This is a genomic window from Tessaracoccus luoxuelianae (assembly GCF_054483915.1).
The window spans coordinates 1006830-1026109 of the sequence record NZ_CM137013.1; the positions used below are offsets into that span (position 1 = coordinate 1006830).

At 69.0% G+C, this 19280-nt stretch carries 15 protein-coding genes; 11 read left to right on the forward strand and 4 right to left on the reverse strand.

All coding sequences use genetic code 11. The annotated features are described in order from the left end of the window. Positions 1 to 5 precede the first annotated feature (5 nt). The 7 genes from ACX1D1_RS04205 (at position 6) to ACX1D1_RS04235 (ending at position 9582) form a co-directional block, all read left to right on the forward strand. Positions 6 to 725, forward strand: coding sequence for a hypothetical protein (locus tag ACX1D1_RS04205; protein ID WP_459056064.1), 720 nt, complete (start codon positions 6 to 8; stop codon positions 723 to 725). Further along, a complete protein-coding gene (locus ACX1D1_RS04210) occupies positions 722 to 5125 on the forward strand; it encodes a type VII secretion EssC family protein (protein ID WP_459056065.1) in 4404 nt (1467 codons plus the stop codon). Before ACX1D1_RS04205 ends, ACX1D1_RS04210 begins: the two co-directional genes overlap by 4 nt. Before the next feature lie 64 nt (positions 5126 to 5189). Then, positions 5190 to 6704, forward strand: a complete 1515-nt coding sequence (locus ACX1D1_RS04215) for a hypothetical protein (RefSeq protein WP_459056066.1) — start codon at positions 5190 to 5192, stop codon at positions 6702 to 6704. After that, positions 6701 to 7972: a hypothetical protein gene (locus ACX1D1_RS04220; protein ID WP_459056067.1), complete on the forward strand. Its 1272-nt coding sequence runs from the start codon at positions 6701 to 6703 to the stop codon at positions 7970 to 7972. The genes ACX1D1_RS04215 and ACX1D1_RS04220 overlap by 4 nt, the downstream gene beginning before the upstream one ends. After that, positions 7969 to 8637: a hypothetical protein gene (locus ACX1D1_RS04225; protein WP_459056068.1), complete on the forward strand. Its 669-nt coding sequence runs from the start codon at positions 7969 to 7971 to the stop codon at positions 8635 to 8637. The genes ACX1D1_RS04220 and ACX1D1_RS04225 overlap by 4 nt, the downstream gene beginning before the upstream one ends. Continuing rightward, the gene (locus ACX1D1_RS04230; RefSeq protein ID WP_459056069.1) at positions 8630 to 9205 is read left to right on the forward strand and encodes a hypothetical protein; all 576 of its coding nucleotides are present in this window, start codon (positions 8630 to 8632) and stop codon (positions 9203 to 9205) included. Before ACX1D1_RS04225 ends, ACX1D1_RS04230 begins: the two co-directional genes overlap by 8 nt. An 80-nt stretch (positions 9206 to 9285) precedes the next feature. Beyond that, entirely contained in the window at positions 9286 to 9582 is a 297-nt protein-coding gene (locus ACX1D1_RS04235; RefSeq protein WP_459056070.1) for a WXG100 family type VII secretion target, read from the forward strand. 279 nt (positions 9583 to 9861) lie between these two features. Here ACX1D1_RS04235 and ACX1D1_RS04240 read toward each other — a convergent pair whose 3' ends face one another. Continuing rightward, positions 9862 to 11325, reverse strand: a complete 1464-nt coding sequence (locus ACX1D1_RS04240; RefSeq protein WP_459056537.1) for an HNH endonuclease — start codon at positions 11323 to 11325, stop codon at positions 9862 to 9864. Positions 11326 to 11797: 472 nt separating this feature from the next. Here ACX1D1_RS04240 and ACX1D1_RS04245 point away from each other — a divergent pair, with 472 nt between their 5' ends. From ACX1D1_RS04245 to ACX1D1_RS04260, 4 genes are all read left to right on the forward strand, one after another. After that, the gene (locus tag ACX1D1_RS04245) at positions 11798 to 13057 is read left to right on the forward strand and encodes an MFS transporter (protein ID WP_459056071.1); all 1260 of its coding nucleotides are present in this window, start codon (positions 11798 to 11800) and stop codon (positions 13055 to 13057) included. A gap of 36 nt (positions 13058 to 13093) precedes the next feature. Continuing rightward, positions 13094 to 13669: a TetR/AcrR family transcriptional regulator gene (locus tag ACX1D1_RS04250; RefSeq protein WP_459056072.1), complete on the forward strand. Its 576-nt coding sequence runs from the start codon at positions 13094 to 13096 to the stop codon at positions 13667 to 13669. A 4-nt stretch (positions 13670 to 13673) separates the two neighbouring features. Next, a complete protein-coding gene (locus ACX1D1_RS04255) occupies positions 13674 to 16079 on the forward strand; it encodes a glycoside hydrolase family 2 TIM barrel-domain containing protein (protein WP_459056073.1) in 2406 nt (801 codons plus the stop codon). A 96-nt stretch (positions 16080 to 16175) separates the two neighbouring features. Then, positions 16176 to 17096, forward strand: coding sequence for a peptidoglycan-binding domain-containing protein (locus tag ACX1D1_RS04260; RefSeq protein ID WP_459056074.1), 921 nt, complete (start codon positions 16176 to 16178; stop codon positions 17094 to 17096). Between the two features lie 71 nt (positions 17097 to 17167). On the opposite strand, the gene ACX1D1_RS04265 is transcribed toward ACX1D1_RS04260, so the two are convergent. The 3 genes from ACX1D1_RS04265 to ACX1D1_RS04275 form a co-directional block, all read right to left on the reverse strand. Then, on the reverse strand, positions 17168 to 18052 hold the full coding sequence (locus ACX1D1_RS04265) for a 2-oxo acid dehydrogenase subunit E2 (RefSeq protein WP_459056075.1): 885 nt from the start codon (positions 18050 to 18052) through the stop codon (positions 17168 to 17170). A gap of 61 nt (positions 18053 to 18113) precedes the next feature. Then, positions 18114 to 18731, reverse strand: coding sequence for a phosphatase PAP2-related protein (locus ACX1D1_RS04270; RefSeq protein WP_459056076.1), 618 nt, complete (start codon positions 18729 to 18731; stop codon positions 18114 to 18116). A 22-nt stretch (positions 18732 to 18753) separates the two neighbouring features. After that, positions 18754 to 19245 (reverse strand): DUF456 domain-containing protein, encoded by a 492-nt coding sequence (locus ACX1D1_RS04275; RefSeq protein ID WP_459056077.1) that lies wholly within the window; start codon positions 19243 to 19245, stop codon positions 18754 to 18756. Positions 19246 to 19280: the final 35 nt, after the last annotated feature.

The following is a 19280-nucleotide window of genomic DNA, read 5'->3' on the forward strand; positions in this document are numbered from 1 at the left end:
CGGAGATGAGCACGCTCGAGGTGGAGTACGCGGGGGAGCGCCACGAGCTGATGCCCGGCCGCGACTTCTCGATGGGCCGGGTGGGCGACCTGGTGATCGACGACAACCCCTACCTGCACCGCAACTTCCTCACGCTGGCCTTCGCAGACGGCTTCTGGTGGATCAGCAACGTGGGCAACCGTTCGGCGGCGGTGCTGTCGGACCCTGCCGGGCTGAGCCGCAGCACCCTGACGCCCGGCGCGCGGATGCCCTTGGTGTTCGGCCACACTGTGGTCACGTTCGCTGCCGGCCCCTACAGCTACGAACTCAACCTGACCGTCGATGCGCCGGCCTGGGAGCTGCACCACCAGCCGGAGGAACCCTCCGACGGTGACACCACCATCGGTCCGCGAACCTTCACCGACGCCCAATTGCTCGTGATCCTCGCCGTCGCCGAGCCGCTCCTCCGCCGCGCCGGAACGGGCGCCTGGCAGGTTCCCACGGCCGTCGAGGCCGCTCGGCGCCTCGGCTGGACGCAGACCAGGTTCAACCGCAAGCTGGACAACGTCTGCGACAAGCTCGACAGGGCGGGCGTACGGGGGCTGAAGGGCGGGCCAGGAACGCAAGCGCGGGGCCGCCGGTCGGCCCTGGCGGAATACGCCGTCAACGCCAGGATCGTGACGCCGGACCATTTGCCCGCGTTGGAGACCGAACAACGGCGCAACAATGAGGGAGGCACGGCATGAAGGTCCGGGTGCGGCTGGTCCGGAATCGGCACGAGCCTGTGACGGTGACCGTGGTCGCCGACGGCACCGCCACCGCCAGCGACGTCGCCACTGCCATCGCGAGCGCAGGCATGGAGCGTCCCGTCGAGGTGGCCGGGCGTCGCCCGACACTGAGGGTAGAGGGCGATTACCTCGCCCCCCGGACACTCTCGCCAGAGACTCCCTTGGCCGAATCAGGCCTCTGCTCGGGCTCCACTCTCACTGTGGTGGAGGAGGGCGGAAGCGACCATCGCGCCCCTGTCGGCGCGGTGCTCCGAGTTGTGGGCGGTCCAGACCGGGGCGTCGAGGTTGCGTTGAAGGTCGGGACCTCGTTTGTGGGGCGTAGCCCGGAGTGCCAGGTGAGGCTGCAGGACTCCAAGGCGTCGAAGCGTCACGCGCGGATCATCGTCGGCCGCCAGATCGAGATCGTCGACGAGAACTCCGCCAACGGTGTTGTGATCGCGGGTCAGAAGGTGACCCGTGCCGTCATCAAACCCGGCGACACCGTCGTGCTCGGTGACAGCTCCCTGCAGGTCATGCCGCACGGGCTTCCCGAAGCAATCGCCGACACTCAGGTGGAGGTGCGCTACCTTCGGCCGCCAGTGGTCCAGACCCGCCCCAAGGAGGACGAGATCGGGCTTCCGGACGTCCCCCAGCCAGCCCGGAGGACTGCGTTCCCATGGCTGGCCATGATCGCCCCCGTCGTCATGGGCGCGGCCATGTACGCAGTGACCCGGTCGCCGTTGACCCTGCTTTTCGTGGCTATGAGCCCGATCCTGATGTTGGGTTCATGGATCGGTAACTCCGTGGACTCCAAGCGCAAGCACAAGACCGAACTCGCCAATTTCGACGAGGCGATGCGGCTCTTGGAGGCTGAGATCCTGGAGGCGCGACAGCTCGAGGCGCAGCAGTTGCGCGCACTCTTCCCGTCCGTGTCAGCACTTGTGGGATCGGCCCTCCACCGCGAGGGGCACCTGTGGTGCCGTCGGCCCGAGCACCCCGAGTTCCTGCAGGTCAGGCTCGGCATGGGAACCATGCCGCCCGTCGTCGCGATCGCCCGGCCGGGTCGCGGCGGCGTCGCCGAGCTCGTCAAGCGGCAGCGTGATCTCGCAGAGAAGCACCGGCACCTGCTGGACGTCCCCGTGGTGGCGAACCTGCGCTCCGTCGGCGGGGTTGGCATCGCCGGCCCCGCAGGCCTGGTCGTGGGCGTGGCGCGGGGGGCCGTCATGCAGGCAGCCGTACTGCACTCTCCGGCCGAGGTGGTCATCGCCTGTGTCACATCGAGCGCTTTGAAGGAGGAATGGCGGTGGCTTGAATGGCTGCCGCACTGCGCCTCCCCACACAGCCCTGTGGCGGGCCCGCTACTTGCCTCCGACGACGCGCGCGGCCGAGCACTGCTCGATCAGATCGACGAGCTCATCGACGCACGCACCGACACGCACCCGGCTCTGCGTGGACCCGTCGAGAAGCAGGAACGGGTCGCGTCCCCGGTGACGCCCTCCCTCCTCCTCGTGGTACACGACGCGTCCGTGCCCACTGAGAGGTTGGCGAGCATCGCAGAACGAGGTCCCGACGCCGGTGTCCACGTCCTGTGGGTGTCTCAGCTCCGCTCGGGGCTCCCGGCCGCCTGCCGCACCTTCCTCGAGATCGGCACCGACGAGGGCGCCACCGTCGGCATGGTGCGCCAGGAGCGGATTGTCGCGGGCGTGAGCACCGAATCGCTGGATCTTGAAACGGCCCACGTCACCGCCCGCAGCCTGGCACCGGTGGTCGATGCGTCCGCTCCCGTCAGTGACGATTCGGACCTCCCACGCATGGTCTCAGTGGTGGGGCTGCTGGGGCAGGCGGAAGCCGTCGACGCGAAGCAGGTGGTGGCGCGCTGGCAGGAGAACGGTTCACTGGTGGACCGCTCGGCTCCGGCGCAGCCCCGCGAACGCGCGGGCGACCTGCGGGCCCTCGTCGGGCATGCGGGCTCGGAGTCGTTCGCCCTGGATCTTCGTGCCCAGGGGCCACATGCACTCGTAGGGGGCACCACCGGAGCCGGCAAATCGGAGTTCCTCCAAGCGTGGGTGCTCGGTATGGCCCACGCCTACAGCCCGGATCGGGTCACGTTCCTGTTCATCGACTACAAGGGCGGCGCGGCCTTCGCCAAGTGCATCGGGCTTCCGCACACCGTCGGGCTGGTCACCGACCTGTCGCCGTACCTCGTGCGGAGGGCGCTGCGGAGCCTGCGGGCCGAGATCCGGCGCCGTGAGCACCTCTTCCACGACAAAGGCGTCAAGGATCTCGTGGACTTCGAGAAGACCGGAGACCCCGACTGCCCGCCCAGCCTCATCATCGTCGTCGACGAGTTCGCGGCGCTGGTGGGCGAGGTGCCCGAGTTCGTCGACGGGGTGATCGACGTGGCCCAACGCGGACGCTCACTCGGCCTGCACCTCATCCTCGCCACGCAGCGTCCGGCCGGCGTGATCAAGGACTCGCTGCGCGCTAACACGAACCTGCGGATCGCACTGCGGATGAACGATGCGCACGACTCCACCGACGTCCTCGGCAGCACGGTCGCGGCCGACATCGACCCCTCCACGCCGGGCAGGGGAGTGGCCCGCGTGGGCCCGGGGCGCCTCATCCCGTTCCAGGCCGCCTTCCCCGGCGCCCGCACCCCGGATGAACCACCGGCTCCCCCGATCGACGTCATCGAGGTGGACTTCGGTGTCGACACCGCATGGAAGATCCCGCGACCCAGGGGCGTTGGCGCCGCCGTCGACAAGGACATCGACCGGGTGGTCGACACCTTGATTCAAGCGGCGGTGGACGCCCGCATTCCACCACCGCGCAAGCCGTGGTTGGAGCGGCTTTCGGTGGGGTACGACCTGATGAAGCTCAACCAGCGCACCGACTACAACCTTGTCCTCGGGGTGGTGGATGACCCCGACGCTCAGAGCCAGCACGTGGATCATTTCCATCCCGACGAGAGTGGAAACATCGTCTATTACGGGGCAGGTGGATCCGGGAAGACCACTGCTCTGCGTTCCCTCGCGATCGCAGCCTCCATCACGCCGCGGTCCGGCCCTGTCCAGATCTACGGCCTCGATTTCGCAGGCGGTGGACTGAGCATGCTGGGGCCCCTGGTCAACGTCGGGGCCATCATCTCGGGCGACGACGACGAGCGGATCGCCCGGCTCATGGTGATGCTCGACCGGCTCCTCGACGAGCGGGCATCCCGGTTCACGGCCGTGCGTGCGGACTCGTTACGGGTTTATCGCGAGTTGCCGGGCAAGGCCGACGAAGCCCGCATCCTCGTCCTCGTCGACGGCTTCGGGGCCTTCCGTAGCGAATACGATTCTGGCCTGCAACGGCAGGCCACGTTCGCCCGCTTCCAGCGCCTCGTGAGCGAGGGGCGTGCATTCGGCATCCATTTCGCTGTCACGGCCGACAGGTCCGCGGTGATCCCGTCGTCGATGCAGGGCGCCTTCCAGCACCGCATCGTGCTTCGCATGCCCGACGAGGACGGTTACGTGGCGCTCGGGGTTCCCAAGGATGTCCTCAACGCGGCGAGTCCGCCTGGCCGCTGCATGAATGCGAAGTCCCCCAACGAGCTGCAGCTGGCCGTTCTGGGGCAGGACCCGTCTCCGTTGGGTCAAGCTCGGGAGATCGAGTTACTGGCCGCGATGGTGTCGAAGTACCAGCCGGTCAGGCCCGAACCGGTGCGGAAGCTACCCGACATCGTAGTGTCGTCGGATCTTCCCGTCACCGTTGGGGGGCGACCCACGTTGGGCTTGGAGGATGCGTCTCTGGCACCGATCGGATTCGACCCCCAGGGTGTGCTGATGGTCGCCGGGCCGCCGAAATCCGGAGTGAGCTCGACGGTGAGCTGGCTCGCCGAGTCACTGCGTCGAGCCTTGCCCGGGGTGCCCCGGGTTCTGCTTTCCGCCCGGTCCACCACACTGTCGCAGCTGCCCATCTGGACCGTGGTGGTGAGCGGACCGGACCGGATCAAGGAGTACGTGGAAACGCAGCTGAAGCCCTACCTGGCGAGTGAGACGATCGAGGGGCAGCCCAAGGTGGCGATCTTCGTGGCTCAGTTCCCTGAGCTTGCGGGCTCAACGTGCGACATGGCACTCACGGAGGCCATCAAGAGTTCCCGCCGCAACGGTCACCTGTTCGTGGGGGCGGGGGAGACGGCGTCGTTCACCGGCTTCTCGTCGATGCTGACCGAGATCCGGGCCTCGCGGGCCGGCATGCTGCTCACCCCGGAGCAGAGCGACGGCGACCTGCTGCGCACCCCGTTGCCTCGCGGCCGTGCGCAGGACTTCCCTGCGGGTCGCGGGTACTGGGTCCGTGGCGGTTCGGCGCACAAGGTGCAGCTGCCGGTGGTGGAGTGATGGGTCGGCCAACCCATCGACGGATGCAGCCACCGGCTGTGAGGATGAGCGCCAGGGAGGCGACATGAGCAACACACTCGTCATCAGGGATGAGGTGGTTCAGTCCTGCATCAACAATGGCCGGGCGAGCTACCAGCAGCTTGAGGCGTCGTCGGGATTCGCAGACGGTCTGGCAGACGCTGCTGGAACCAATGGTCCGTTGGCGCAGACGCTGCGCGATGCGGATCAGGCGTGGACGCTGCGTCGCATCAAGCTGCTTGAAATGTTGAAGTCACTGGTGGACTCGATTGAGGCGGTGAACCAGGCCTTCATCGACGCCGACGCGGACCTGGCCGACCAGATCAAGCCGGATGCGCCCACACCGGCCCCGACGCCGACCCTCACCCCAGTGGGCGACGCCACGACCCCGTCCTCGGGCCCGACCCAGCCGATTCCACAGCCCCTGCCGCATCCGGACAGTGCGACGGGGTCCAGCTTCTCCGGTCCGGCGGTTGTCGGAGATGCATCGCCCGCGGCACCCGTCGCGGCCCAGCCGGCTGAGGAAGCAGCTCCAACGGAGCCAGGGGGACTTCCTGGCTGGTCGGTGCCCCCGGCGACGACGACGGCCATCCCGCCCAAGTTCGAGATACTCATCCGCGACTTTGCATCACGTTGGTCAGCCCTGACCGGACAGTCGGTCGACGCCGTCGTGACACTCGTCGTGGCCGGGCTGGGTGCCGGTGGCGTGATCACCGTGGCGGCCATCGCCACCATTCTCGCAGCCCTCCAACCGAACGGCGGCCGTCACCAAGGCGGTGCGCCTTTCGCTGGCGGGCCTTCGTCGGGCGGGTCGATTGGGAAGCCCCCACCCGGCGTCGACGGCTCGCCGGCTGGAAGCGGGCAGGGGCAGCCTTCCGGCGAGTCGGGGGAGTCCACAGGCGATGCGGAGGCGATCTCCGGCGTGGACGGCGAAGCGGCGGTGGAACCGACCGATGGCACCGATGGGGACCCTCAGCCGCTGGAGGACGCTGCCGACGCTGCCGACGCTGCCGACGCTGCCGACGCTGCCGAGGCTGCCGACCACGTCGCGGAGACCCCGATCGTGGGCGACACAGCGGTGTCGCCGACCGACCTGGAAGCACTGACCCCCGAAGCGGGCGGGACCGCAACCCCGGAGCTTGCGGACCTGGCACCGCTTCCCCCGCTGGGTGAGGGCGGAGGAGGTGGGTCCGCGGGTGGTGCTGGCTCACCGGTGGAATTGCCGCCGCTTGAGCCCCGGGCCAACCCCGCGTCGGATGCGATGGCGGCCTCTGGTGCCCCCGATGCGCTGCCCGCTCTGACGAAGCCGACCGGCTTCGAGGTTCCGGCTCAGATGTCCGACGGTGCGCCGCTGCCGGATCTGACAGCTGTACCGGCTGAGGAGCATGAACGGATGGCGGCTGCGCCGATGATGGGCGGCCTGGGCGCGATGGCCGGCGCGGCATCCGGAGCACACCCTGCGGCCTCCCCGTCCACGAGTTCGGTCGGGGCAGAGCGCAGTGGCGCCCGCCAAGCAGCCCGCGACGTTCTCAATTCACATGAAGGGGAGGAGGGACGATGAGTGGCATCTGCCTGGACCTGTCCCCGGTAGGGATGTCGACCGAGTTCGACGGTTCGCCGGACGCGCTGGAGAGCGGGGCGCAGACGCTTCGTTCCACGGCGACCACGCTGGACGCGGCAGCCGCGAACATCCGACGGCTCACCGAGAACGGGAACGAACTGGAGAGCCAGGCGTTCTCCGCGCTCGCCGAGCGCAGCAGCGAAGTCCACGGCACCATGGGGAAGGTGGCCTTGCGGTACCGCCTCATGGCCACCGCCACCCAGAAGTTCGCTGAGGTGTTGCGCACCGAGCAGCAGACTGCGGCCCGCCTTGTCGGTGAGGCCGCGGAGGCGCGCAACGCATACACCCACGCGTCTCAGCAGCACTCCCAGGCCCGCCTGCTCGCGCGGGACCCCGAACCGTCCTCCCAGCAGCGCGCCCTGGTGTTGTCGCAGCAGGCGAACGTGGCGGCGAACAGAGCAAATGCCGGCCTGGAGTCGGCCAAGCAGCAGCTTCGGGCTGCGGCGCAGCGCGTCAACGACGCGAACAAGAGTGCTTCGGAGGAGATCCGCTCCGCCATGGAGGTCTCGGGACTCGACGACACTCTCTGGGACAAGATCTGTTACGTCGGGGCGAAGATCGGGGAGGCGGCGGCGGCCGCCGCGAAGTGGATCTGGGACAACATCGACACGATCTGCCTCGTGCTCGACATCGTGGCGCTCGTGCTGGCCTTCATCCCCGGAATCGGCACAGCAGCGGGCGCCCTGATCAAGGCCGTGACCATACTGGCAAGGGTTGCCAAGGGCGTATCGCTCATCAAGACCGCGGTCGAGGGGGTCGAGAAGGCGCAGCAGGGCGATGGATGGGGTGCTGTCGGATCTTTCGCCAAGATCGGACTGACGCTGGCGGCGGGCCCGATCGCCAAGAAGGTTGGCAGTGCCTCGAAGGTAGGAACCGATCAGATCGCAAAGAAGATGTTCAGCATCGACTCCAGCGGAAAGATCCAGCAGACCGCCGTCGGGCGGGGGATCCACAACCTCGCCGAACGATTCGCAGGGCCCACCTTTCCCGCCGGGACGCCGCTGCCGAGCAACTTCGTGAGTCAGCACATCGGCCGTACAACGGCCCTGATCCAGGGAACATTCACCGGCGCGATTGAGAAGGGCACCAAGGTGCTCGTCAAGGATGTTCTTCCCGCAGTGGTGGAAGCAATCACGCCCAAGCCACCCCGCCCCTACTGCTTCACAACATCCGATCAGAGCGGCGTCACCATCGGAGGACGAGTATGAGAACGTTCGAGGCGATGCTTCCGCCCGGCTGGGCGCAGGTGGATCTCACCAGCCCCGTGGCGGAGTCGGTCGACACGATCGTCGGCGGGATGCTCGAAGGGCTTCCCCGGGAGGCCGCGGACCCCGCGCGTCGACATCTGACCGAGCAGCTTCGTCGGGCCATGACCGGTCTCGCCGGCGAAGGTGCAGTGGTGGCGTACCTCCCCGTCGACGACGCCATGACTTCCCCCGTCCGCCCGTTCATCGCGGTGCGCCCGGTGTCGTTCGAGATCGGCGGCGCCACCGTCGAGCCTCTTGACTACCTCGTGGCGATGATGACCCAGGAGGGTGTCTCGCTCATTGAGCCCATCGACATGGTGGGGATCAAGCGCGTCACGGATTCCAGCAACGCCGGCCGGTTGGCCACGGCGCTGGAGGATGTGCCTCAGGAACTGGTCGAGCAGGCGGACCGGACACAGCTCGGCTCTGCCGTCGCGGCAGGTCAACGGACCCGGCACCTCCAGTACATCATCGGCGTCCCCGACGCCGCGGATTACTGGATGAGCGTTGAGGCCAGCGTGTCCGCCCCTGGAGGCGCGGACGCCGACGAGGCGCTCGACGCCGTCGAGGAGTTCATTGATGCCTGGGTGGGCACGATCCGCTGGACGGAGGAACCCCGTGGCTGATCAGATCGAGCCCCTCATGCTGTTCGTGCCGGCCGACCTGGGCCTTGAGCAGCGCGACGAGTGGGTGGAGGCGATCCTCGATGAATTGCGCGAAAATGACCTGGTTAAGGCGGGCACCGAGGACGCTTGGCGATCGATGCTGATCGAGACCGCCACGGTCGGCCTGCACCAGATCGCGGTGGCACAGTTCCTGATGGTCCTCCCGGGAGCGCAGCCCGTCTACGTCTGGGCGACGGTAGGGGAGCAGCCGGCTGGGCGACCCGAAGCCCTGATGGAGTCCATCGCCGGCGAAGTGGTGAAGCCGTTCGGCGCGCAGAAGTCCCGCATCCAGGTCGATGCGGTCTCGGTCGACGTGGGTCTGTTCATGGCGCGTGAGGAGCAGGAAGGCGCCTCCGATGTCGTCTACCTCTTGGGCGCTGTCGCCACCAGCCTGACTCTGGAGGGAATTGGCGAAGCTGACGTGTGTCTCTGGTTCACGGGCACCGAACTGTCGGAGCTCCCCGCGTCACTGCCCGCGCTTGCGCGGTTCATCCGCGACCCGGATATGGCAGCGTTCCTCACCCTGTAATACCTCGTCACCGGACAGACAAGGGGACCCGGTGGCGGCAGAACAACAACACCTCCCCGCCATAGAAGAAGGGAAACACCATGGCAAACCTCAACGTCAGCTACGCCGAGATGGAGGCTGAGGCCTCCGCGCTCATGAACGGCCGGCAGCAGATCGAGAGCGAGCTCACCAACCTCGCTAACCGCATCAACAACCTGGTCACCAGCGGTTTCGTCACGGATGCCGCGTCGGGCGCCTTCCAGTCGATGTTCACCGACTACAGCACGTCGGCGAAGAACACCATCTCGGCGCTGGACAACATCGCCAACTCGCTGAAGCAGATGGCTCAGACCATGCAGGAGACCGATCAGTCCATGGCACAGTCAATCGGTCGTTGATCGCTTCCGGCCCTGGCCGGTAGCTCCGAGCAGAACAGTCGAGGGTGCCGTGGTTGCGGTGCCCTCGACTGTCTTCCGGGATGGTGACGGCGGCGAGTCCGCAGTTCTGCAGGCTAAGGCGATCTCGATGTGAACCAGTCGAGCCGCGGCGGCGTCGGCCATGGCGACCCCTCGGGTGCCGTGGAGCGGTCCCCCAGCGCAGGAAGCTGGGTAGGACCGCGGCTGCAGGCGTGGAGCGGGATCGACGCGCGTCAGCGTCGAGACCTTTCCGTGCCCGGTTCATGGACTGGGGGATCCCCAGATGGCGGCACTGCGTTCGATGAGGTTGTCGAGGCTGTGTTCGGCGTGCTTGTGGCGGGCGCTGTGGGTGTCCGGGTCTGGCGGTTCCGGTTCCCGGCCCGGGGGGGTCGGCGCCTCGTGTGGGCAGGGTGGTGCCCCTGCCTGGAGGTTGAGTTGTTGGAGTCGGTGGCGTTGGTGCTGGCGGGGTCGGCGGGCGGGGTCGATGTGTCGGGGTGGGGTGAACCATGGCAGGCCGGTGGCGGGGTCGAGGTGGACCCGCCACTGGGATTCCTCTGATTGGAGGGGGTCGGGTTCGACGAGGCGGTGGTGGTGTGGGCAGAGCAGAACTCCGTTGGCTAGGCAGGTGTCCCCGCCGGACCACCAGGGGATGATGTGGTGCGCCTGGCACGGTGCCGGTGGGGTGGTGCAGCCGGGGAATACGCATCCCTGGTCCCTCTGCACGATGGCGGCGCGGAGGGCGGGGGTGAACAGGCGGTGGGTGCGGCCGACGTCCAGGGGGCGTGAGGTGGTGCCTAGCACCATGGGGATCAGGTCGGCGTTGCAGGCCAGGCGACGTGCGTCGCTGGCCGAGAGCCGGTCGCCGCCCGCGCCGAGCAGTGTCACGTTGCCGAGGCCGGTGACGAGGGTGTCGTAGTCCATCGTGATGTGGACGTGGGGGCGGTCCACCCCGTGTGAGGGCAGTGTCCCGCCGCTGGCGGCGTGCTGGGTCAGCAGCACCAAAGCGTCGGCGCGGCGGGCGTCTCTGGTGGGCGTTTCGCTGGTGGCCGTGTACTTCGAGGCCGGAGGCATCAACGCATCGAGCTGGGCCGTCAACAGGGCGGCGTCGGCGAGCGGGAGCTGGCCCGTGATCCGCATCGAGCCGTGGTGGTCCGGGGCGAGGCGCAGGAACCTGTTCCGGTGCGCGGCGCGCTCCTCCCGCGCGAGGCGCTTGGCCTCGTCGGCGTCGGCGCGGTCTGGGTCGATGATCTCTGCCATCCGCGAAGCGAGGGTCCGCAGCTCGGAGGGGCCCAGCTCGTCGACCCACGACAGGATCTCCGTCTGGCATTGCTCGAGCTCCGCGGGGCTCAGCCGGGCGGGCAGTCGGCGCAGCCCGTCGGTGATCGCTTCGGCCTGTGCGGGGGAGATCAGCCCGGCCTGCAGGGCGTTCAGGATCAGGCGGAACCGTTCGGAGAGGTCCGCGGCGAGCCGGATCGTGGCCTTGGCCTGCGTGGGGGTGTGACGGGTGGATGAGGTGACGGCGTCGAGGACCTTGGTGGCCTCGGGCATGAAGCGGGCCTGGTCCAGGACGGCCAGCCGGAGCCCGGCCAGGTGTGCTTCGGTCTGGGCCAGGGCCTCGAGGAAGCCGCTGACGCTCTCCGGGCCGGCGGCTGTGGCGGCGCGGGCGGAATCCCAGGCGGCAGCCATGAACTGCTGCTCAAGCTCCCACACCCCCGCGTCGTTCATACGCACTATTACATCGTCCCCCACTGACAGAAACGGCCCCCGGGGCGCCCCATCGGGACCAATCTTGGTCACAGTTCGATAACGCTTCCTTGAGGCTGTCGGGCACTGGTCAACTTGCCGTCTGACGGCAGTCCGCGATGAACCGGTGCTGGGAAGCGGGCGGTCGGTGGTGGGTGAGGAACTGGGCCCCCGGCCACGGGGGCTCTGCATCCTGCTACGTAGAGCGCGCCTTCTGCGTATATACACACTTGCCGCCCTCTGGATAGCAAGTTGCAGAGGTGGGGAGCCCAAAGCAGCGTCCTGAGCCACGGATAAGCCCACCGCGCGTTCAGCCCGCTCCTCGTAGCCGCCGCCAGCACCGCTAGCGCTCGTGCGTCGCAGGCGGCGGCGAAGTGGCCGTCGCCGGCCCCCTCTACAAGCGACCTCCGCGGGGGTAGGCTCGATCGTTAAGATCCTTCGGCTGGAGCCACCCATGCCCACCGCCCCAGAGTTGAACCTTCCGGACGGTGCCGAGCGCGCCCGGATCCAGAAGCGGACGCTCACCGTCGTCGTCGCCAGCCAGGTGCTCGGCGGAGCGGGGCTTGCTGCCGGGGTCACCGTCGGGGCGCTGCTGGCCCAGGAGATGCTGGGTTCCGAGGGCCTCGCCGGCATCCCGACGGCGCTGTTCACCCTCGGCGCGGCATTGACCGCTTTCCTGGTCGGGCGCACAACAGACCGGTGGGGTCGACGCACCGGCCTGAGCCTCGGATTCGGGGCGGGCGGGCTCGGAGCGATCGGCGTGGTGGTCGCGGCGGTCGTCGGGAGCGTGCCCCTGCTGTTCGCGTCCCTGTTCGTCTACGGCGCCGGCACCGCGACCACGCTCCAGGCCCGCTACGCCGGGGCGGACCTGGCCCTCCCCGACAGGCGTGGGACCGCCGTGAGCATCGCGATGGTGTCCACGACGCTCGGGGCGGTGGCGGGCCCGAACCTGGTCCAGCCGCTGGGCGTCCTCGCCGAGTCCCTCGGTATCCCGGCCCTTGCCGGGCCGTTCCTGCTGGCCGCTGCGGCCTTCCTCGGGGCGGGTCTGGTGCTCTTCATCTTCCTCCGCCCAGACCCCTACCTGCTCGCCAAGGTGCTCGAGAACCCCAGCCAGAGCGTCGAGGGGTCAGCGTCGACGTTGCCGCCAGTGGCCGTGGGCGCCTACGTCGGCGCCACCGTCATGGTGCTCACGCAGGTCGCGATGACGGCGATCATGACCATGACCCCCGTGCACATGCGCGCGCACGACCACCAGCTGGGGTCCGTCGGCCTGGTGATCGGGCTGCACATCGCGGCGATGTTCCTCCCCTCGCCAGTGACGGGAATGCTGGTGGACAGGCTGGGGCGGACACCGATGGCGGTCGCGGCGGGGGTGACTCTGCTGACGGCTGGAGGGGTCGCGGCTTTGGCGCCGGGTGACTCGCTCGGCCCCCTCATTCTCGCCCTCGTCCTGCTGGGGCTGGGATGGAACTTCGGTCTGATCTCGGGCACCGCTCTGGTCATCGACGCGACGGCGCCCGGCAACCGGGCGCGGGTGCAGGGGAGCGTCGACGTGCTCATCGCCCTGGCCGGCGCCGGCGGCGGGGTGATGTCCGGCGTGGTGGTCGCGGCAACCGACTATGCCTTCCTGTCGCTGTCCGGCGGGCTGTTGGCGTTGCTGCTCGTCCCCGTCCTGTTCTGGGCCCGCGCGGCGAGTCATATACGTACGTTCTGATAGAGTCGCGCCAGTCGACGACGGCGAGGGGACACCATGGAGCGCAGCGCGACCCGACGGCACGACCCCGAGCGTCGCGGCCGGATCATCGCCGCGACCCTCGATCTCATCGCCGAGCACGGAGTGGCCGGCGCCACGTACCGGACGGTCGCGGCGGCTGCCGACATTCCCCTCGGCTCCATGACCTACCACTTCCCCACTCGGGAGGACCTGATCTTTGCCGCCTTCGAGCGGTTCGCCGACGAGAGCTTCTCGCCCCTCGACCGCGCCATGGCCACACCGGGCACCGACCCCGTCGACGCGCTCACCCACCTCGTCCTCGAGGACGACGGCGACGTCCGGACGAAGGTCCTCCTGGCCGAGCTCTACGTGCTGGCGTTCCGACAGGAGCGCTACGCGGACCTGATGCGCCAGTGGATGCGCCGGTCCCGCGACGCCATCGCGCAGCGCGTCGACGGGGTCAGCCCCCGTGCCATCGACGCGGTCCAGGAGGGCCTCGGCCTGCAGCGCTGGCTGGCGCCCGACGAGGTGACCGAGGACGTCGTGCGGCACGTCTTCCACGCGCTGATCCCCGAACACCCCCACCCGCCGTCGGCCACTGAGCAGGAGTAGAACCATGAACGCGATCCCCTTCAATGACGGCTGGGCCTACCGCCTGCCGCTCGGCCCGTTCGCCGTGGCCAACGGCGAGGGCGTCGAGCCCACACCGGTGCGGCTGCCGCACGACGCCCTCCGCGACACCGAACGCACCCCCGATGCTCCCGGTAGGGGTGCCGGCGCGTACTACCCGCAGGCCGGCTTCACCTATCTCAAGACCTTCCAGGTTCCGGAGGAGTGGCGCGGGAAGCTTGTGCGCCTCGAGATCCAGGGCGCCTACCGTCGCGCCCAGGTCTTCCTCAATGATGAGTTCGCCGGCAACCGTGCCGACGGGTACGCCCGCTTCTTCGTCGACCTCAACCCGTACCTCCGCTATGGCCAGGACAACGAGCTACGCCTTGAGGTGCGCTCCGGCCAGGACTCGCGGTGGTACTCCGGCGCTGGCCTGCACCGGCCGGTCGTCCTCCACGTCGACGAGCCCGTCCACGTCGTTCCAGACGGTGTGGCCGTGACGACAGTGCGCGTGGAGGACGACCAGGCGGTGGTCGACGTCGTGACCACGATGCGGAACGCCGGCATGGCCACGGCCACCGTGGTCGCTGAGACGGTGCTGCGTGACGCCGACGGCGGGGAGGTTGAGCGCGACGCCACGCCGTCGACGCTCGCCCCGGGGGAGACCGCCCTAGTCAGGCAACGGTTCTACGTTCAGCAGCCCCGCCTGTGGAGCCCGGACCACCCGTGGCTCTACACCGCCCAGGTGTCGCTGGACGGCGCTCCCACACAGGTGAGGTTCGGCATCCGCACCGTCACCGTCGACCCGCGCAAGGGCCTTCGGATCAACGGCGAGCCCGTCCTGCTGCGTGGCGCCTGCCTCCACGCGGACAACGGGCCCCTCGGCGCCGCCGCCATCGGGCGCGCCGACGAGCGCCGCATCGAGCTGCTCAAGGAGGCCGGATTCAACGCCATCCGCACCGCCCACAACCCAGCCTCACCCGCGATGCTCGACGCCTGCGACCGGCTTGGGATGATGGTGATGGACGAGGCCTTCGACATGTGGACCCGGTTCAAGACCCCGTACGACTACGCCGCGGACTTCCCGCAGTGGTGGGCCGCAGACCTCGAGGCCATGGTGGCCAAGGACCGCAACCATGCATCCGTGATCATGTACTCCATCGGCAACGAGATCGCCGAGGTGGGAACCCCGCACGGCGCCCGCTGGGCGCGTCGGATGGCCGAGCTCGTCCGCGACCTCGACCCCACGCGGCTGGTCACCAACGGCATCAACCCGTTCCTGGCGGTGATCGACGAGGTGCCCGCGATCGCCGAGGAGTCCGGCGGTCTGAACGAGATGATGGCCGCGGAAGGGGGCCCGTTCGCCATCGTCAGCGCCAGCGAGTCGGCCGGAAGGCGCACCGCGGAGTCCAGCGCCCCGCTCGACGTGCTTGGACTCAACTACGCGGAGTCGCGCTACGCGATCGATAAGGACCTGTTCCCGCACCGCGTGATCGTGGGGTCTGAGACCTTCCCGTCCCAGATCGGCCGGTTGTGGCCGATGGTCAAGGATGCGCCGAACGTGATCGGTGACTTCACCTGGACCGGCTGGGACTATCTCGGCGAGGTGGGGATCGGCGCGACGGCGTACGCCGAAGACCCCGATGCGGTCCCGGGGCTGGAGCGCGAGTACCCGTACCTGACGGCGTGGTGCGGCGACCTCGACATCACCGGTTGGCGGCGCCCCGTCTCCTACTACCGCGAGATCGTGTTCGGCCTCCGCACCGAGCCCTACCTCGCCGTCCAGCGGCCGGAGCACCACGGGCACACCATCACGATGCAGTCGCCGTGGGGCTGGAGCGATTCGGTCTCGTCGTGGACGTGGCCGGGCTTCGAGGGCAAGCCAATCATCGTCGAGGTCTATGCCGATGCCGACGAGGTGGCGCTGCTGCTCGACGGGGTGGAGGTGTCGCGGGCGACGATGGGGGAGAAGCTCCCGATGATGGCCACCCTGGAGACCGTCTACCGGGCGGGAGAGCTGACCGCCGTCGCATACCGGGACGGCGAGGAGGCGGGCCGCACCAGCATCGCCACCGCGACGACGCCCGCCCGCCTGACCGCGACCGCAGACCGCGCCGACCTGCGAAACGACGACGCCGACCTCGCGTTCGTCGCCATCGAACTGCGCGATGACAACGGCGTTCTCGTCACGACGGCGGACCGGGCGGTCACCGTCGAGGTGGAGGGGGCCGGGGTGCTGGCTGGGATGTGCAGCGCAAACCCGAAGACGGCCGAGCGCTTCGACGCCGACACGTGGCGCACGTTCGACGGCCGGGCACTGGCCGTGGTGCGGCCTTCCGGGGCGGGAGAGGTGACCGTGACGGTGTCGGCCGACGAGTTGGAGCCGGTGCGGCTGACCCTGACGGTGGCCTGAATCACCCTCGCCCCGCCGGGCGGCTGAGCGTATGCCATGATGCTCGGGAGCAGGGGGGCGACGATGAGGCGCTGTCGATCGTGTGGGAATCCGACCGTGGGCGAGCTGTGCCCGCAGTGCCAGGCGGGGTTCGGTCCGCCGGGCCAGCAGCCCTCCGCCCAACTGCCCCAGGGCCAGCAGCCACCGCCCGGCCAAGGCCCCGGGTTCGTCTACCCACAGACTCCGCCTCCGCAGCAGGGCTACCCGCAGCCGTGGGCGTACGCCGCGACACCACCGCCCCCGGAGCCCGTGAAGACTGGCCGGGCAACGGTGGCCATCGTCGTGGGTCTCGTGGTGCTCGTCCTGGCCGCGGGGGTCGGCATGGTGATGATGATGCTGGGAGGTGACTCCGACCTGGCCGCGGACACCGCCGTCGCGACACCCGCCCCAGTGACGACGGCTTTCGTGTCCGTGGAGCCGTCGCCAGAGTCAGAGCCAGAGCCCGAGCCGGTCGCCGCGCCCGCGACCACCGTCGCATCCAGCCCGGATCTGCCCGCGCCCGCCGCGACCCAGGCAGCCGTCGAGCCCATCGTCGAGGAGCCGGTGGGTGATGCCCCGCCCGCGGCGCCGCAGGTGTTCGAGCGCTACTACCCGCTCTATCGGGGTGACCAGGGCACGGTGGTGACGGCACTGCAGGAGTTGCTCGCGTGGAGGGGGATCCGCACGCTGGCCGACGGCGACTTCGGGCCCGCGACGGAGCGGTCGGTGCGCCTGTGGCAGGCCCAACAGGGGCTGGCGGTCACCGGGGTGGTCGACGACACGACGTGGGCCTCACTGCTGCCGACGCTCAGCCAGGGCTCTGACAGCGACGGCGTGAAGGTGCTGCAGCGAATGCTCAACTACTGGGGCTACGAGACAGTGGTCGACGGTGACTTCGGCCCGCAGACCGATGCCGCAGTCAGGGCGTTCCAGATGTGGCGGGGCATCCCCGTCGACGGGCTGGTCGGGCCCGTCACCTGGTCGGCTCTGCTCGCCTGAGTGGTGGAGAGCGGCGCCGCCCGGTGACCGGCGGATCTGGTGGCGTAGTCGCGACCAGATCCCCCACCCAGTCACGGACCAGGTGGCACTCGCTCGGCCGGGGGGTGGAGCAGCGCGTCCGGGTCGTCGACCATCTGCTGCAGTATGTGGGCCGACCGCACGAGGTAGAAGCCGTCGGTGACCCGCTCGTCGATCGTGTAGACGACGTCCACGCGGCGCCGGGCGACGATGGCGCCAGACTCGTCGACCACCGGCTCGGGACGAACGGTGCCGATGGAGACGAACACGCCCGCGGTGCCATGGCGATAGAGGTGGTGGAACGGCGCCTCGGCCTTCAGTGAGCCCATGTTGACGAGGTAGGCGCTGGCGTACGTGGGGATGGCATCCTGCAGTATCTTCGGCAGCCGGTTGATGGAGTCCAGCGCCCATGCCGTTCTGGCGACGGCGGCGATCACCGGGCCTGGGAGCCGGACCAGCTGCGACACCAGCCTGTCGCTCTCGTTGCGGGTGTGGTTGCGCGCCCGGGTCAGCGCCTCGTCGACCATGGTGCGCACCTCGTCGACGGTCTCGAGTCCCGTGAACGTGATCTGCGCCTGGACCTCGTCGGCCTCGTCGGTGAGGGCCTTCTTCACCGTGAACGCGAAGGAGATGTCGCGGTGCTCGTAGGTGCGCCGCCCGGAGATGAACCGGTTGAGCTCCGGGCGCTGGTGGAAGAGCCGGGCCAGCGCGGTGAGGAAGACGTGGAAGAAGCGGATCTGTTGCTCGGCCGGGCGATGGAGATTGACGTCGTCCAGCCAGGACATCAGCCGCTCCACCTCCAGATACTGGGGGTAGTAGACCGTGGCGTCGAGCCGGGTGGGCATCAGGTGGGGCACCACGCGACGCATCGCGGGAAGGTCGTCGACCAGGCGGCCGTCACGCCGCCCCTTGGCGGGTCGTGCCCCGGTGGAGATCATCGCGTCCTTCGTTGGCGTGGCGGCTTCGGTTGATCCGCTCACCCTAGGTCAGGGGCGGGGCTCAGGGGCCGGTGACTCTCGTGAAGGGCGAAAACAGTCTCCCGTGCCGCCAGACGGTGGCCACGAAGTAGGCGAGCAGCAGGCCTCCGATGATGTCGATGGAGTAGTGCCCGTGCGCCAACAGCAGGCCGGCGACCATGAGCGCGACCATGGCCCATTGGAAGAGACGAAGTCGCGGCCGATCGTCGGGAACCCGGAGGGCGAGCAGGGTGAGCAGGGCCGTGTGGCCGGAGGGGAACGTGCCGAACTGCTCCTGGGGGAAGACGAAGATGCCCTCCCCGTAGGCCGGCGCCAACGGGGTCAGGACGATCATTCCCGCCCGCAGGAGGTACATCAGCGCCACGGCCGTGGCAGCAGCGGGCAGCGTCGACGGCGCCGCGCGCCATGTCGCCCACAGGTAGACGCCTATCCCCGCGGCCAGGGCCACCACCGTGAGCCAGCGTGCTGGGGAGACGTAGGGGAGGAGTTCGAACAGCAGGTCGTCGGGGCGGGGAGCGTCGGCGAAGGATCCGACGATCACCTGGTTGGCCAGCCACGTCGCGACGGCGGCCACCACGCCGAGTCCCACCGCCGTCGCCCAGGCAGGGGCCAGGTGAGGGGTGTCCGACGGGTCGTCCATGGCCACAGTCTGCCGCTCGCCGTCACCAGGCGGTCGCGACACTCACCGCGACGACCGCAGTCGCCAGCATCGCGCAGCCGAGCTCGATCAGGATCCCGAGCCCCAAGGCCTTGACCGTCTCCCAGCTCGTGACCGCCGCCTGGCGGAAATTGCGCACCCGGTACCACTCGGCAAGCAGCAGGCCGATCACGAAACCGATCGGCAGACCGAAGCCCGGCAGCACGAACATCCCGACGATGCCCAGCAGGAGCCCGACCGTGATCGGCCACTTCGGGATCTGCCGTTGCTGCAGCGACCGGCCTGTGAGCAGCCAGCTGCTCAGCCCGCCGACGACCAGCAACACCGCGGCCACGCCGAAGGCGACCCATCCCCAATTCGAGGCGCCCCAGATCGCCCACACGAGGGCCCCGGCGCCGACCATGATGCTGCCCGGCAGCACGGGGAAGACGATGCCCACGAGGCCCACCAGGACCAGAACGACGGCCGCGATGGCGGCGATGACTTCAATGCTCACACGCTCCAGCCTACGGTGCCCGTGCGAAGGGCCCT